The sequence below is a fragment of the Primorskyibacter sp. S87 genome (genome assembly GCF_049801055.1).
GTDB lineage: Bacteria > Pseudomonadota > Alphaproteobacteria > Rhodobacterales > Rhodobacteraceae > JBNAGF01.
The window spans coordinates 65,303-78,707 of sequence record NZ_JBNAGF010000005.1; the positions used below are offsets into that span (position 1 = coordinate 65,303).

Annotated in this window: 17 protein-coding genes; 4 read left to right on the forward strand and 13 right to left on the reverse strand. The window is 56.3% G+C overall.

Features of this window, described 5'->3' with window-relative positions:
• Positions 1-56 precede the first annotated feature (56 nt).
• Genes ACP15U_RS10310 through ACP15U_RS10330 form a run of 5 tightly spaced genes read right to left on the reverse strand, consistent with a single transcriptional unit; the run spans position 57 to position 3,572 of the window.
• Positions 57-635 (reverse strand): carboxymuconolactone decarboxylase family protein, encoded by a 579-nt coding sequence (locus ACP15U_RS10310; protein WP_425045064.1) that lies wholly within the window; start codon positions 633-635, stop codon positions 57-59.
• Positions 632-1,702, reverse strand: a complete 1,071-nt coding sequence (locus ACP15U_RS10315; protein ID WP_425045065.1) for a Rieske 2Fe-2S domain-containing protein — start codon at positions 1,700-1,702, stop codon at positions 632-634. Before ACP15U_RS10315 ends, ACP15U_RS10310 begins: the two co-directional genes overlap by 4 nt.
• Positions 1,699-2,049, reverse strand: a complete 351-nt coding sequence (locus ACP15U_RS10320) for a carboxymuconolactone decarboxylase family protein (RefSeq protein ID WP_425045066.1) — start codon at positions 2,047-2,049, stop codon at positions 1,699-1,701. Before ACP15U_RS10320 ends, ACP15U_RS10315 begins: the two co-directional genes overlap by 4 nt.
• 11 nt (positions 2,050-2,060) lie before the next feature.
• Positions 2,061-2,822 carry an amino acid ABC transporter permease gene (locus ACP15U_RS10325; RefSeq protein WP_425045067.1) on the reverse strand — a complete coding sequence of 254 codons (762 nt, stop codon included), beginning with the start codon at positions 2,820-2,822 and terminating at the stop codon, positions 2,061-2,063.
• Between the two features lie 9 nt (positions 2,823-2,831).
• Positions 2,832-3,572 carry an amino acid ABC transporter ATP-binding protein gene (locus tag ACP15U_RS10330; RefSeq protein ID WP_425045068.1) on the reverse strand — a complete coding sequence of 247 codons (741 nt, stop codon included), beginning with the start codon at positions 3,570-3,572 and terminating at the stop codon, positions 2,832-2,834.
• 122 nt (positions 3,573-3,694) lie between these two features.
• On the opposite strand from ACP15U_RS10330, the gene ACP15U_RS10335 reads away from it, so the two are divergent.
• A complete protein-coding gene (locus tag ACP15U_RS10335; RefSeq protein WP_425045069.1) occupies positions 3,695-4,465 on the forward strand; it encodes a transporter substrate-binding domain-containing protein in 771 nt (256 codons plus the stop codon).
• Positions 4,466-4,558: 93 nt separating this feature from the next.
• Positions 4,559-5,338 (forward strand): creatininase family protein, encoded by a 780-nt coding sequence (locus ACP15U_RS10340; protein WP_425045070.1) that lies wholly within the window; start codon positions 4,559-4,561, stop codon positions 5,336-5,338.
• Here ACP15U_RS10340 and ACP15U_RS10345 read toward each other — a convergent pair.
• From ACP15U_RS10345 to ACP15U_RS10375, 7 genes are all read right to left on the reverse strand, one after another.
• Positions 5,313-5,672: a CHAP domain-containing protein gene (locus ACP15U_RS10345; RefSeq protein ID WP_425045071.1), complete on the reverse strand. Its 360-nt coding sequence runs from the start codon at positions 5,670-5,672 to the stop codon at positions 5,313-5,315. The two genes, ACP15U_RS10340 and ACP15U_RS10345, sit on opposite strands and share 26 nt — an antisense overlap.
• 472 nt (positions 5,673-6,144) lie before the next feature.
• Positions 6,145-7,242 (reverse strand): hypothetical protein, encoded by a 1,098-nt coding sequence (locus tag ACP15U_RS10350; protein ID WP_425045072.1) that lies wholly within the window; start codon positions 7,240-7,242, stop codon positions 6,145-6,147.
• A gap of 130 nt (positions 7,243-7,372) precedes the next feature.
• Positions 7,373-8,437, reverse strand: coding sequence for a 2Fe-2S iron-sulfur cluster-binding protein (locus tag ACP15U_RS10355; RefSeq protein WP_425045073.1), 1,065 nt, complete (start codon positions 8,435-8,437; stop codon positions 7,373-7,375).
• Entirely contained in the window at positions 8,434-9,588 is a 1,155-nt protein-coding gene (locus ACP15U_RS10360) for an aromatic ring-hydroxylating oxygenase subunit alpha (protein WP_425045074.1), read from the reverse strand. The genes ACP15U_RS10355 and ACP15U_RS10360 overlap by 4 nt, the downstream gene beginning before the upstream one ends.
• Positions 9,589-9,608: 20 nt before the next feature.
• Positions 9,609-9,860, reverse strand: coding sequence for a hypothetical protein (locus ACP15U_RS10365; RefSeq protein ID WP_425045075.1), 252 nt, complete (start codon positions 9,858-9,860; stop codon positions 9,609-9,611).
• A complete protein-coding gene (locus tag ACP15U_RS10370) occupies positions 9,857-10,450 on the reverse strand; it encodes a TetR/AcrR family transcriptional regulator (RefSeq protein ID WP_425045076.1) in 594 nt (197 codons plus the stop codon). Before ACP15U_RS10370 ends, ACP15U_RS10365 begins: the two co-directional genes overlap by 4 nt.
• 1 nt (position 10,451) lies before the next feature.
• A complete protein-coding gene (locus ACP15U_RS10375) occupies positions 10,452-10,895 on the reverse strand; it encodes a DUF2141 domain-containing protein (RefSeq protein ID WP_425045077.1) in 444 nt (147 codons plus the stop codon).
• 568 nt (positions 10,896-11,463) lie between these two features.
• Here ACP15U_RS10375 and ACP15U_RS10380 point away from each other — a divergent pair.
• Positions 11,464-11,928, forward strand: a complete 465-nt coding sequence (locus ACP15U_RS10380; protein ID WP_425045078.1) for a GNAT family N-acetyltransferase — start codon at positions 11,464-11,466, stop codon at positions 11,926-11,928.
• Positions 11,929-12,083: 155 nt separating this feature from the next.
• Here the strand turns inward: ACP15U_RS10380 and ACP15U_RS10385 are convergent.
• Positions 12,084-12,892, reverse strand: a protein-coding gene (locus ACP15U_RS10385; protein WP_425045079.1) for an IS5 family transposase whose coding sequence is annotated in 2 segments (ribosomal slippage) — positions 12,084-12,532 and positions 12,532-12,892 — 810 coding nt in all. Because the reading frame shifts where the segments join, the coding sequence is not laid out codon by codon here.
• A gap of 14 nt (positions 12,893-12,906) precedes the next feature.
• On the opposite strand from ACP15U_RS10385, the gene ACP15U_RS10390 reads away from it, so the two are divergent.
• On the forward strand, positions 12,907-13,398 hold the full coding sequence (locus ACP15U_RS10390; protein ID WP_425045080.1) for an IclR family transcriptional regulator: 492 nt from the start codon (positions 12,907-12,909) through the stop codon (positions 13,396-13,398).
• Positions 13,399-13,405 lie beyond the last annotated feature (7 nt).

The following is a 13,405-nucleotide window of genomic DNA, read 5'->3' on the forward strand; positions in this document are numbered from 1 at the left end:
TTGCCGGAGGTATCGAAACAACCAGAGGAAAGTCGGGATGGCCGTTCGGCCAGCGATCAGTCACCCGTGTAATATCCGATCTGATCGCCGTCGGTGGTGCAGCCGAGACCGTTCAGCAAACGATTTGAATAGTTGAAATAGGCGCAGACCTGATTGACTTCGAGGATTTCCCCATCATCACATCCTGCGATTTTCAGCGCTTCGAAATCCGATTCCACCATCTTGCCGACATCGGTGGTGAGTTTCGCCGCGTATCTGAGGAGCGCCAGTTCCTTGCCGTCAAACTCGTCCTCGGGACAATGCGCTTTCAAAGCCATGAATATCCGGTCGCTGCGGGGCTGATCTTTCAGCAGATTGCGCACGTTCATGAAATGATGTGTGAGCGAATAGGTGCAGTCATTCAGGATCGACGTGTAGCTGGCGACAACTTCCAGAAACCAGAACGGCAGCTTGTTGTCGTCCGAATGCAGGACCGACCGGTATAGGGTGACATGACCGTTCATCGTTTCCGGACGCAGGGAATGCACCCGCATGACGGTGTCTACGGTGCCGTGGGGTGTTCGCGAATGATCAAGCAGTTCCCTGAGGCGCGGACCCGCCTCTTCGTCTGTTATCATTTTGATCCAAGCGGTCATGGATTGTCTCCTTGGGCATCCCTCGGCTGTGCTTCAATGGCCTTGGCCACGCGGTTGCGAAAACGCATCGCGCCTGCGTCGAGCGCGAGGTTCAGATAGCTGCTCTTACGCCGCGCCATGCCTTTGTGAACAAACTCCAGAACATCCTTGTCTTCCTGAAAGGCAATTTTTGCGCCTTCGAACATCCGTTCAGACAGGGCGGTGTCATCGGCATGCATGTTCCGATGCTGGAACCAGAAGTATCGGGAAGATGTTCCATCCACCGGCGTGATGAAATTGTACGAAATGTTGATGAACGCATTTTCGGACAGCGGCTTGCCGGACCCTCCCTCGCCGGAAGGAGTGTAGACGGACATGTTGATCGCGGTGGAGGGCAGGCGGCATTCATAGTGCTGTTTGCGGTCGCAGGTCGGTCCGAATGGCAGCATGTCCTTGTAATATGGCGGTGCGGGCTCATCGAGAATCCAGCGGGACACGACCACGCCATCGTCGATTTCTTCGAGATCAAGCGGCTTGTTGTCTGTTCCGGCACCCGCAAAGGACGTCAGGTGAACCCATGCGACGTGGCTTGGGTCCAGCAGGTTGTCAATGATGTAGAGGTAGTGGCTTTCCATCGCCATCGCGCCTTTAGGCGTTCGGCCCCATTGCCGATTGTCAAAGTTGGGAATGTTTATGATCCGATTGGGATCCGCATCATCCGGATCACCCATCCACAGCCAGAGAAATCCCCATCGGTCCTCCGCCGGATAGGCGTGAACGGCGGCGCGCCGGGGCGGATTGTCCAGTTGGGTGGGTGCAATCACGCACTCGCCCGTGCAGTCAAAGGTCAGCCCATGATAGCCGCAGACAACGTGATCGCCCTCGATTGTCCCGCGCGACAGGGGCAGCTTGCGATGCGGGCAGGCATCCTCCAACGCGACCGGCCGGCCCGCGGTGTCCCGAAACAACACGATTTCTTCGTCGAGCATTTTCAGGGCCGTCAGTTCACGGCCGAAATCCTCGGACCGGCCCGCAACATACCAACAATCGTGAATGAAGCCGGTCGAGCCCGCCAGATCGGGTCTCATGTCGTTGGGCCTTCCTGGGAGTACAGGTCAAACGCCTTCAGCGCCTTGGCGCTGAACGTATATGACGGACCACCACCCATATATGTCGCCATCGCAAGGGCTTCGCAAAACTCCTCGCGTGTGGCTTCAAGCCTGACCAGAGCCCGAACGTGAAATCCGATGCAACTGTCACAGCGGGTCGCGATGGCTATGCCGAGGGCCATGAACTCCTTGGTTTTTTCGCTCAGAGCACCTTCGGTTTTTGCTGCTCTGCCCATTATTCCGAACCCGCGCACGGTGTCGGGGATTTCCTTGTTGAGTGTCGCGATGTTGGCCTCGGTTTCGGCCATGAACTTCTGCCAATCCATGCATACCTCCGTCAGATGCGTTCGTCTGATCCCATTTTACGTTCCAGCCACCGAACACCGGCGCTGATGATAAGAACTAACACCAGATACTCGACGATAAGTAATGAATAGATTTCCAGCGGGCGATACTCGGTCACGACAAGTTCGTTGGCTCGGCGCGTCAGTTCCTGCATCCCGATCACAGACGCAAAGGCGCTCATCTTTACGATATAGATGAACTGGTTTGCCAAGGGTGGCAGAATGCGGCGGATCGCCTGTGGCAGAACCACGTAGCGCATGGTCTGATAGTAGTTAAGCCCGATCGTCTGGGCCGCCTCGGTTTGCCCCCGCGCGATCGACTGAATGCCGGACCGATAGATTTCCGCCGTAAAGGCGCTGTCCGAGATCGCCAGAGTGATGATTGCGCCCCAAAACGGGTCAATCGGTATATTCAGACCCATGGATTTGAAAATGATCGGCAGCCCGTAAAACACCCAGAACAGCATCGGAAGCAGGGGGATGGACCGGATGAATTCGACGTATATCCGGTTTATCAGGCGCAGCCATCTGTTGTCGGATTGACCAGGCAGGGCCACCAGCAGGCCGATAACGATCGAGATCGCGGCTGCGATAACCGATATCGCGATCGTCGCACCCATGCCCGAGATCAGGAATTTGATGTTCGTCCAACCGGCAGGGGTTCTTGGGTCGATCACATACCAGCCCCAATTCGCCGAACCGGAACATCCTGTGAGCAGGAGAGCAACAGGCAGCAGAAGGATCAGCTTTTTCATCATCACCTCCTAATGCTGTAGAATCTGACTGAGAAACGTCTGGCAGCGCTGCGTTCTGGGAGCGCCGAAAAACGCGTCTGGCGAGGCCTTCTCGACGATTTCGCCCTGATCCATGAACACCATCTGATCGGCGACCTTCCGGGCGAAACCCATCTCGTGGGTTACCACAACCATTGTCATGCCGTCCCGGGCGAGTTCGACCATCACGTCAAGTACTTCGGAGATCATTTCGGGGTCGAGTGCCGATGTCGGCTCGTCAAACAGAAGAACTTTGGGTTCCATGCACAGCGATCGGGCAATCGCGACCCTCTGCTGCTGTCCCCCAGAAAGCTGTTTGGGCATCTTGTCAGCCTGATCGGGAATGCGAACCCGCTCTAGATAGTGACGCGCACGGCTTTCGGCCTCGGCCCGGCTCAATCCACGGGCCTTCATCGGCCCAAGTGTCAGATTATCCAGAACGCTCAGATGGGGAAACAGGTTGAACTGCTGAAAGACCATCCCGACCTCACCCTGAATGGAGGTGACGGATTTCGCGTCGTTGGCCAATTCGTTCCCATAAAGGCGGATAGTGCCCGACTGATGCTCTTCCAGCCGGTTTATGCAGCGGACAACGGTGGACTTTCCTGAACCCGAAGGCCCGCAAATAACGACTTTTTCGCCGGCCCCAACGGTCAGATTGATGTCTTTGAGAACGTGAAAATCGCCGAACCATTTGTTCACGTCGATCAGCTCTATCGCTGTCTCGCTCATCCAGCTCCCCGCCCTTTGTTGATGCTTCAACGCCAGAGCCGAGCTTACTTGATTTACGTATCGCCTCAAGTAACTATGCTTTGTCAAAGAAAATAATACGCGTCACCAATAGGGGAAATCTCATGAAACGGCTCTTTAGAACCGCTGCGATTGCAGCAATCGGACTGGCACTTGCGGGGGCGGCCAGCGCGCAATCAGCATTGAATGACATTCTGAACTCGGGGGTTCTGAAAGTCGGAACAACCGGCGACTGGAATCCGATGACGGTCCGGGATCCGGCCACCAACAGCTACAAGGGATTTGACATCGACATCATGACCGAGCTGGCCAACGACCTTGGCGTCGAGGTCGAGTTCGTTCCTACCGACTGGAAAACGCTCGTGAATGGAGTGGTGGCAGGCCAGTATCACATCACCGGGTCAGCATCAATTTCCCCGCCCCGTATGAAGGCGGCCGGGTTTTCGGAAAGCTATATTTCGGTTGAGATTTTCCCATTCACGACAGCCGAAAAGGCCGGAAACTTCTCGGGGTATGACTCGATCAACCAGCCGGGCGTGAAAGTAGCAACGACGCTGGGCACGACCTTTGAGAAACTGGTGCGCGAGTGGTTCCCAAACGCCGATATCAAGGTGGTCGAAGCACCGGCGCGCGGTTATCAGGAAGTTCTGGCGGGCCGGGCGGATGTCTTCATTACCTCCAACATCGAAGGATCGACGCTCGAAGAAAAATTTGGTGTCGTACGTGTGCCAGAGGCGGGTCCGCGCGCGCCTTCCCCGATCGCCATGCTATTGCCGCAGACCGACCAAGTCTGGATCAACTACGTGAACAACTGGGTCAAGCTGAAGACGGCCAAGGGGTTCTTCGAGGAAAACAAGGCCAAGTGGGGCCTGTAACCCAAACAATCAAGGCGGCGGACCGAGGATCGGTCCGCCGTTTTTCCGTGCGGGTGTCGGGTTTTCAGGTTTCAGTTCGGAGAAAGAAGGCAAATGCAGCTTAGCCAGATGACATGGCCGGAGCTGGAGCAGCGCCTGATCTGCGGTGTCTGTGTCATGTTGCCTATAGGATCAACCGAACAACATGGACCTATGGGGCTGATCGGAACCGATACGATTTGTGCCACAGAAGTTGCCCGCTGCGCTGCCGACCAGTGTGATGCCATAGTGGCGCCCGAGATCGCCTATACCCCCGCACCGTTCAATACAGCGTTTCCCGGCACGGTTTCCATTTCACCTGATCTGACGCAGGCCTTGGTTCAGCAAGTGTGCCAAGGACTTCTGGATCAGGGCTTCAAAGGCGTCTTCGTGGTAAACGGGCACGGTGCCAACCTGGCGCCAATCGCAGCAGCGATTGAAAATTTGCCACTTGGGTCAGTGCAGGTTCAGAGTTGGTGGGCTCCGCGATCTGTCGCCGAGTTGCGGAGCAACATGTTCGGAACGTGGGAAGGTATGCACGCCACACCATCCGAAGTTGCGATCACTCAGGCACTGTTTGGTCCAAAGCCTGAAGGGCTGGCATCGTCCCCTCCGAGAAAGCTGGACCACGAATACATTCGCGCACATAGCGGCGACCGCCACGGCCCACCGGAGCAACATCGTTTGGATTTCCCTGACGGCCGCGTTGGATCGCACTCCGCTTTGGCAACGCCGAAATTGGGCGCAGAACTCCTCGCGGCCGCAGCAGCGGCGATTGCAGCGGAGTTCGGTGCGTTTTCCGACAAACGCAAAGAGAATATGGATCAGGCTACCCGCCCACGTTCGGATAAATAAATCCGTTCACCGGGTAGAAATTGCCATATTGGCCCGGCTGGCTTTCGACCCGAACCAGCGTCCAGTCGTTGTTTTTGGACACGTCTTTGACGCCCATTTTCAGCGATACCTTATTGCGGTGCCAGTTGGCGTGGTTAACCACGATCTCCCGATCGCTAACAATGCCGGACACGACCGCCACATGGCCTAGTGGCATGCCGCGGGTGGCTCGAAACGACATCACTGAACCGACAGCCGGTTCGGAACTCCGCTCATACGTGTTGCGCGCCTTGCCCCACCAGTCTTTGGCGTTACCGCGAATCTCGATGCCACTGAGACTTCGTGCGTAGGGCACGCACCACACCCTTTGCCCCCGGGATCGCTTTTGTGCGACCTCCTGCAGAGCCATCGACTGACGTTCCGGGTTGAGTGTCCCGTAGTTCGGGCTTTGAGCGCATGCAGAGACAAGACTGAGCAGCCCCAGCGCAACTGCGGTTCGGGCGGCGCCAGACAAGCGCGGCCAAATTCTATTCGTTTTGCGAACGTTGTTCTGCAAGAAGTCAAACTGCCCGATCGAATACTCACCGGGTTTGTCGGCGATGTGATTTGAACTTTAAAGGGGCTAACAGAAACCCGGCAAAAAACCGCCGGTATTCTCATGCGACTGTTGGAAATCGACTAAGCCAGAGAGACAAGGTGGGCCCGTTGCCGCGCCCTGTGCCATTGAATAAAGGTCTGAAGCGAAAGCAGAGGAGCAAAGCTCATTTCGAGGCGTGAATGCTTGCATTTTGTTGTGACGGGCAGTCGGCGTCGAGCAATCGCAAACCCTAAATGTGGTCATTCAGGCCAATGTTCCGGTCGGGATCTTCGAACACTTCGACGACGTTTGGGTATCTGGTGAGGATCTCGGCGCCGCCCGGCAATCTTTCCGGATGGAAATGGCCGTTTTCCCAGACCGGGGTACCGTCAATGTCGATGTCCGGATCGAACGTGTTCCACGAGATTTCACCTGGCGCATATGCCCCGCAGGTATGGAAATGCAGAATGCGCGGGTTGCCGAAAGCTGATCCGCCCCATCGCTCGAAATTGTCCTTCAGGGGCCACGGAAATCCGCATCCGGGATGAATGCCCGCGTGCCAGGAATGCACAAAGTTGCGGTCGATCCCGAAAAGTCCTGCCACCCGGTCATACTGCGCGTTCGCCAGCGCCACATCCCGGGCCGGACCGTCAAAACCGGTGAGGCGACCTTGTTCCAGAACTGCAAAAACCTGACCCTCGAATTCGGTTGTGTAATCCTCATAGTAGCGCGAACCGGTTCCCGTGAGAAAACCACCCAATGCGACCCGTCCAGAGAAACCGGCTGCCGGGACTGGCGAAAACACCGACAACGGAAACCTGACCGAAGACGTGTCTTCCAATCGCGCCGTGTTTGCCGGGGCTCTTCCCTCGACAAATGTGCCCGCCGGGCATGTCAGGGTGATCTGGCTAGCGGCGATCAAATGCCGGTCGACAAGAGATTTCAGCTCAACGAACCCTCGGTAATCGGAAGTTCCGAATGACGAGCCGAGAAGCTGGCTGTTCAAGGTGAAACAAATGACGAATTTGGGTCCTTCAGGCATGTTCGAGAACCTGAGTTGATCACCCAGTCGGGACAGGAATACAACGACGTCAAATTGATCGAGGCGCCCAAGAAGATCACCCGACAATCCAGGTGATTGCGGAGAGTAACCGACATCCTGCGCCTCGACTGACATTCCTAGCTGCCGGGCGTGTTCTGAAACGTCACGAACGATATCACGATCAAAGTATCCCAGACGGGATGGTTCGTAGGCGAGCAGCACCCGATCCCCGGTCGACGCGCCGGCGCAGTTAAAAAGGAGATTTCGAACGCCCTTTCGGATGTCCGTGACGTAGTCCTGAAGCACGTTTTTCTCACCAAAACCGGAAACCCATCGGCTGGATCCCCTCAGCCGACTCATCAGAGACTAAGAACTTTGTTCCAATTGGCCTAGGGAAAACTGTCTGATCGTTTCGGTTTCGCCGCTTTTGATCTTGTCACTCGTAGCTGAGTGTCAGGGCCTCCGAGGTCGGCAGCGACTGGCAAGTCAGGATCGTCCCGTTGGCGATATCCGCATCCTCGAGCGCCATACGCGAGCGCATATGAACTGTCCCGCTGGAAAGTTTGGCGCGGCACGCTCCGCAAACTCCTGACTGGCAGGAAAAGGGTGGTTTCATACCCGCTAAACTGGCGGCATCCAGAACCGTCTGCCCCTGGGCTACGTCTACCGTATGCTGAGTGCCGCCGAGAGTGATATGTGCGGTTGCGGCGATGCCCTGAACGCTGGTGTCTGGTTCGGTTGCGGCCCCATAGCTTTCCATGTGGATGCGGTTCGAAGGCACGTCCAGCGACATCAGCGCTTCCCTGACCGCATTGTTCATCGCTCCCGGACCGCAGATGTAATACTGTGCGTCCTGTGCATAAGGCGGGTTTTCGACAATAAACGCCTCGATCGCAGGTTTGTCGATAATACCTTTGCGCCAGTAATCCGCATTGGACCAGAAGCCGGGTTTGGAAAAGACATGATGGATCGTCATCCGTTCGCGGTTGTCTTGCCAGACGGCGTTTAGCTCATCCTGCAGTAGAATGGCCTTTTCATTGGTGTTGCCGTAGGCCAAATGTGCAAACGAAGCGGGTTCTGCCGCCATGACCGAGCTTAGCATTGCAAAAAGAGGCGTTATGCCTGAGCCCGCGCCAAAGAAGTAATGCGTGCGTCGCGCCGTTGCGCCGGGATCCAGACAGAACCCGCCAAACGGCGGCATGACGTCGATCACGTCACCCGTTTGCACGTTGTCATTGATATGATTGCTGACCACACCGTCCGAAACCCGCTTCACAGTTATCCGCAGCGGGTCACCGGTGAAGGGTGAGGACGAGATCGAATAGCTGCGACGCTGTTCCTCACCATCAACAGTGAGCCGGAGCGACAGATGCTGACCCGGCCGCCACGAAAAGGTTTCGCGCAAGGAATCGGGCACGTCAAACATGACTGTCTTAGCAATGCCGCCAATTTCCTCGCGGGTGTCCAGAACTGTCAGGGGGTGGAAATTGCGCGAGCTCATTCGGCCTCACCCAGCCAATCCAGAATGACCTTTTGGTGGTCGACCACGGGGCTTTCGCCGACGGCGGCTGGACCTACCTCGAAATAAGGCGATTTCAGCGATTTCTGCTGTTGTTCACAGGCATAGATATCCTCTCCGGTGAAATCGCCTGCGATCATCGGATCGTCTTCGCTCATGGCGTCATGGGCTTCGTATTTTCCGCCGAGACCGAATTTGGTCCAGAAACCGGAGGATTTCATGGACTGCGTGGCAAACTCCCAGTCCGAACTGTTGGAAACCCGCCCGCGGTTGCTAACGCGGGTCAGTTCAGTGCCAAGCGGTTCGACAATGAATATGTTCCAGCCATCTTCGGATGCCGCCAGCCCGATGCCCGGGAACAGCATTGGCACCCAGGCGCCATTCATGTCCGTCGGTATCACGCGCGGCGCAATCAGCTTGGCGTCCTGATCCTTCAGGAATGCCTCAACCGGAGGTTCCCAGAACATGTAATGAGGGCCCTGCCAATGATATCTGGCCGCCTTGTGATCATACATCTGAAGCGTGTTCGAGTGCAGATGGCTCAGGTGGTAGACGTCGATGTAGTTCTCGACCACGATCTTCCAGTTCGCCTTGATCTCATAGCTGTTGTTGAGGTCTGGGTATTCAACCAATTCTTCGGGAACATGCGGGCCGATATGTGGTTCTACGGGCCCGAACCACTCGGCGAGTGAGGGAGCGTCGGGGTCAGGATGAACAAAGATCATCGACTTCCAGATATCCACCTTGGCCGGTTTCAGGCCGAGGCATGACTTATCCACCGAGCCAAATTCCTCCTGTTCTTCGGGAACCGATATCAGGTTGCCTTCAAGATCATAGGTCCAGTCGTGATAAGGGCAGGTCAACGCCTTTTGCGTTTTTCCGACGGCCCGGATTAGCTGCGTACCCCGGTGACGGCAGATGTTGTGAAAGGCCCGCAGTCGGTGGTCGCGACCCATCACCACAAATATGTTGTTCAACCCTGCCTGAACGGCGAGGTATTGGCCGGGTTCGCTGATGTCCTCCATGAACCCCGCGTAGCGCCAGGTCTTAGAAAAAATGTCGCGCATCTCGCGGTCGAACCACTCCTGCGAGGTGTAGGCCTCGACAGGCAACAGGTGTAGCAATCGTGTCACTGGATGTCCTTGAATTGTTATCAATTCCAGCCGGGCAGAAAGTCAGCCATCACCAGCAGGATGCCAAAAATGGTCCATGCCATCAGGATCAGCCAGTAGAGGATCGGGTCGTCTACGCGGGCCACATCGGACAGCAGGAATGCATAGCCCGTCTGATAGCTCTGAATCGTCCAGTAGAGAAACAGCAGCCCCCACAGCGACTGGTAGCCAAGAAATGTTGTGACCATCAGCATGGCGAAGGCGAGGTAGTTAAGCACTCGGATCTGCTTCATTCGTGATCCTCCAGTCTTTCCAGAAGGCTCTGCGCAATGGCATGCCCGGTGTGTGCCCAACCCTGCGGCATATCCAAGGGCGCCAGGGACGCGGTGTTCATGTACAGTGCAACGATGCCGTGCGCAGCGGTATCGACCGCATGAGGTTCGGCTTTTGGAAAGCTCTTGCGCAGGGCCTTGGCGATTTCGGCTTCGAAATTCAGCGCTGACTTGCGACAGGCGGCGCGTAGATCCGCGTCTTCGGCTGCGCGCGCTGTCAGCGCGGCAAAGGCAAGCACCATGTCCGGAGACGATTCGGCAGTGTCCGAGAACAGGTAATCGACCAGTGCTGTGGCTGCCCCTGTTTCGGGCAGGGCTGCGATCAGCAGCTCGGTATCTTTGTCAAACTTATCCAGAACAAAATCCTGTAGCGCCGCAATCATGTCCTCCCGATTGCCGAGGTGGTGCCTGATCAGTGGACGGCTTAGCCCGGCTTCGGCGGCAATCTGGGTCAGAGATGCGCCCTCCAACCCGAACCGCGCCACGCATCGCACCAGCGCCTGCATGACTTGCGAATAGCGTTCGTCACGATTTGATGGACGTCCCGCCATGTCAGTTCCAATATTTCAGTCGGAGGATCGAGTGGGCCGCTCCGCCAGCGGCAACTGAAGCGTCCTCGAATTTCGAAGGCAAGCCGCGCCGCCCCATTGCAGCAAAGGCGTAGCCTTCGGTCGGCACATCACCGTTCATTCCCAGATCACCATCCAGGTTTTCGTCATGCAGCGCAGCAAAGGCATAAGAGCCACGCGGCAGGTTGTGAAAGGTAACCGCAACCTTTGGTCCGGATGCGGGAATCTGGGCTATGGCCGCAGCTTTGGCCATATCCATCGCCTCAAACGCCTTGGCCTGATCAAAGGCCGCCACGATCACCGTGCCATTGTTATTTCGCAACCCGTCAACAGTCACCGAAAGCGCCGCGGTGCCGGAGGATTGTGCCAGCGCTGCGAAGCCAATGGCGGTAAGAACTGCTGTTGAGAGAAGTCTGAGAAATCGCATCGGCGCGCCTTAATTTGTCAGTTATGACAATATTTGGGGAGTCAAAATACTTTGTCAATAGTGACAATTTTCTTTGAGGCGAGTGAACGGCGCTGCCATACGCAAACCTCTGGCGCTGCTCCCGACGTTCTGACTCTCCTGTCCTGCCTTCAGGGCGGATGGCCAGAGGCACACATGAACCCTGCGTCCGATGAAGTTCCCGCAGAAATTCGGGCAACCATTTGGGCAGGCCATTCGAGACGGGCCGGGCTCTCGATGGCACGTGGGTCGATATTACGAACGGGTCTCTCTTACCTCGCTCAAGGTGGCCTCATGGCAAGTCACCCGTGGCAAGCAACTGCGGCGCTTGACCTGCGCGTCATCAGTGACATGTCGCATGGGAAATCAGACCTGCCAAAACGGCGATAATTTGGCGAAGTGGAACTAGTATATTTCTCGATAATGCTCATTGACCGCCTGAACGAGCAGCAGTTCGTCAAGTTCTATAATGGATGCCGCTACCGCGTCCCTCGGCTAGGAATTCGCTCCGTAAGCCTGCAATGCTTCAACCGAGAAGGACATTCAGAAAATGACAAGCCCAATAATCAAACAAACCACTTCAGAAGATATCCCGAACCTTCAGAGGGTGCTCGACGGCACGGAGCTGTTTCCAAGTGAGATGCTTCCGGACATGCTTGCACCTGCGTTGTCAGGGGAAACGGATGCCTTTTGGCTGACATGCCATTGCGACGGCGAGGCCGTAGGACTGTGCTACACGGTCCCTGAAGACCTGGCGGACAGGACTTGGAACATGCTCGCACTTGCAGTGCGACCCGACATGCAGGGCAAACGTCTAGGCGCTGCGTTGGTCAGCGCAGCAGAGCAGTATCTGAAAGACAAAGGGCAGCGTATCCTGATCGTTGACACGTCCGGCACAGACGGCTTCGCACTCACGCGCAAGTTCTATGCCCAAAACGGTCATGATGAAGAGGCGCGCATCCGGGATTTTTGGGCAGAGGGTGATGACAAAGTGATCTTCCGAAAGGCTCTCTAGAAAGTGCGGCCCTCAGCAAATCCTCGGCGGCCTGCATCCATGGCAGACATTTATGTTCAGCGCAGCATCGGTCAAAGAGGGCTTTTGGCGGGCCCAATCCATAGATCGGCTCAGCAAAGCGGGCATTGAAACTATCGGCCAATCATCGGCTTAGATCATGTTGACAAATGGCGAAGCCACAGGCGGACTGACGTGATGTCGACGAAGCCGAGGAAGCTTTCGGCGGTCTTGTCGTAACGTGTCGCGACGCGGCGGGCGTTCTTCAGCTTGTTGAAGCATCTCTCAACCAGATTGCGCAGTCGATACAGTGGGCGATCAACACCAACAGGCTTCTTTCGCGACCTCCGCATGGGAATTACCGGTTGGATGTTTCGGCTGCGCATATCGTCGCGAATACTGTCGGCATCGTACCCCTTGTCGGCCAGCAGCACCAAAGGTTCCGGCAGATTGTCGTCCATGATGAGATTTAAGCCGCGATAATCGAACGTCTGGCCGGGCGTGATGTCAATTCGCATCGGCAGTCCGGCGGCATTCACCCGGAGATGGATCTTGGTCGTGAAGCCACCATTTGAGCGGCCAAAACCCTGTCGTGGAGTCCCCCTTTAGCGCCCGCTGCCTGATGATGGGCGCGAACCACGGTGCTGTCGACCATCTGAAGCGCGTCAGGAACAATCCTGCTCTCAGTCAGCGCCTCCAGGATCTGTTCCCATAGCCCTGCAAGCGTCCAGCGCCGGAACTGTCGATAGACAATCGACCATTTCCCGAACTCTTCAGGAAGGTCCCGCCACGGCGCGCCGGTACGTGCTATCCAGAAAACGCCATCAAGAACAAGGCGGTGGTCGGTTGGCTTGCGCCCGTTCGGGGCGCGGACGGAAAGAATGAACTGTTCAAAGAACGCCCACTCCTCGTCCGACATCAAGTCTCGTGCCAGCTGGTCTCCATCGTAGATACCAGCTTGAATCATGCTCAGAGCCTGATGTGAATCCCTTTTGTCAACACGGCCTGGGATCGTGCTATCGGCAGAGCTTTGATCTTGCCGATGTATTGCGACCTGAGCTCAAGACTCTTTGCGAAGAAGCGAAAGAGACTGCGTCAGTCTGTATTCGCGAGGGAGATAGTCACGTTTGTCCTTATCGTACTGAGCCGACCCGAGCCATCCGCCACACGATCGAAGAGGGGGCAAATATGCCACTGGAACGGGGCGCCAGCGGGAAGGTTCTGCTGGCCTATTCCGATGATGATTTTGGCGAAGCCGTCACGATCAGGAAGAACGGGTTTGCCTTGTCTCTTGGGGAACGGGATCCCGAGGTTGCTGCCGTATCGGTCCCGGTTTTTGCCAGGTCGGGCCGATTGGTTGGAGCGCTTTCTCTTTCCGGCCTAATCACTCGATTTGAAACCGCTAAGCAAGACGACTTCGCCAATGCACTAATGCAAAGCAGCGCACGCCTGACCAAACTCATTTCGTCTTAAGGAGACC

Bases quoted from the DNA above. Each gene is read 5' to 3' on its own strand.
- ACP15U_RS10310 (WP_425045064.1), bottom strand. From the start codon at position 635: ATGACCGCTTGGATCAAAATGATAACAGACGAAGAGGCGGGTCCGCGC.
- ACP15U_RS10315 (WP_425045065.1), bottom strand. From the start codon at position 1,702: ATGAGACCCGATCTGGCGGGCTCGACCGGCTTCATTCACGATTGTTGG.
- ACP15U_RS10320 (WP_425045066.1), bottom strand. From the start codon at position 2,049: ATGGATTGGCAGAAGTTCATGGCCGAAACCGAGGCCAACATCGCGACA.
- ACP15U_RS10325 (WP_425045067.1), bottom strand. From the start codon at position 2,822: ATGAAAAAGCTGATCCTTCTGCTGCCTGTTGCTCTCCTGCTCACAGGA.
- ACP15U_RS10330 (WP_425045068.1), bottom strand. From the start codon at position 3,572: ATGAGCGAGACAGCGATAGAGCTGATCGACGTGAACAAATGGTTCGGC.
- ACP15U_RS10335 (WP_425045069.1), top strand. From the start codon at position 3,695: ATGAAACGGCTCTTTAGAACCGCTGCGATTGCAGCAATCGGACTGGCA.
- ACP15U_RS10340 (WP_425045070.1), top strand. From the start codon at position 4,559: ATGCAGCTTAGCCAGATGACATGGCCGGAGCTGGAGCAGCGCCTGATC.
- ACP15U_RS10355 (WP_425045073.1), bottom strand. From the start codon at position 8,437: ATGAGCTCGCGCAATTTCCACCCCCTGACAGTTCTGGACACCCGCGAG.
- ACP15U_RS10365 (WP_425045075.1), bottom strand. From the start codon at position 9,860: ATGAAGCAGATCCGAGTGCTTAACTACCTCGCCTTCGCCATGCTGATG.
- ACP15U_RS10370 (WP_425045076.1), bottom strand. From the start codon at position 10,450: ATGGCGGGACGTCCATCAAATCGTGACGAACGCTATTCGCAAGTCATG.
- ACP15U_RS10375 (WP_425045077.1), bottom strand. From the start codon at position 10,895: ATGCGATTTCTCAGACTTCTCTCAACAGCAGTTCTTACCGCCATTGGC.
- ACP15U_RS10380 (WP_425045078.1), top strand. From the start codon at position 11,464: ATGACAAGCCCAATAATCAAACAAACCACTTCAGAAGATATCCCGAAC.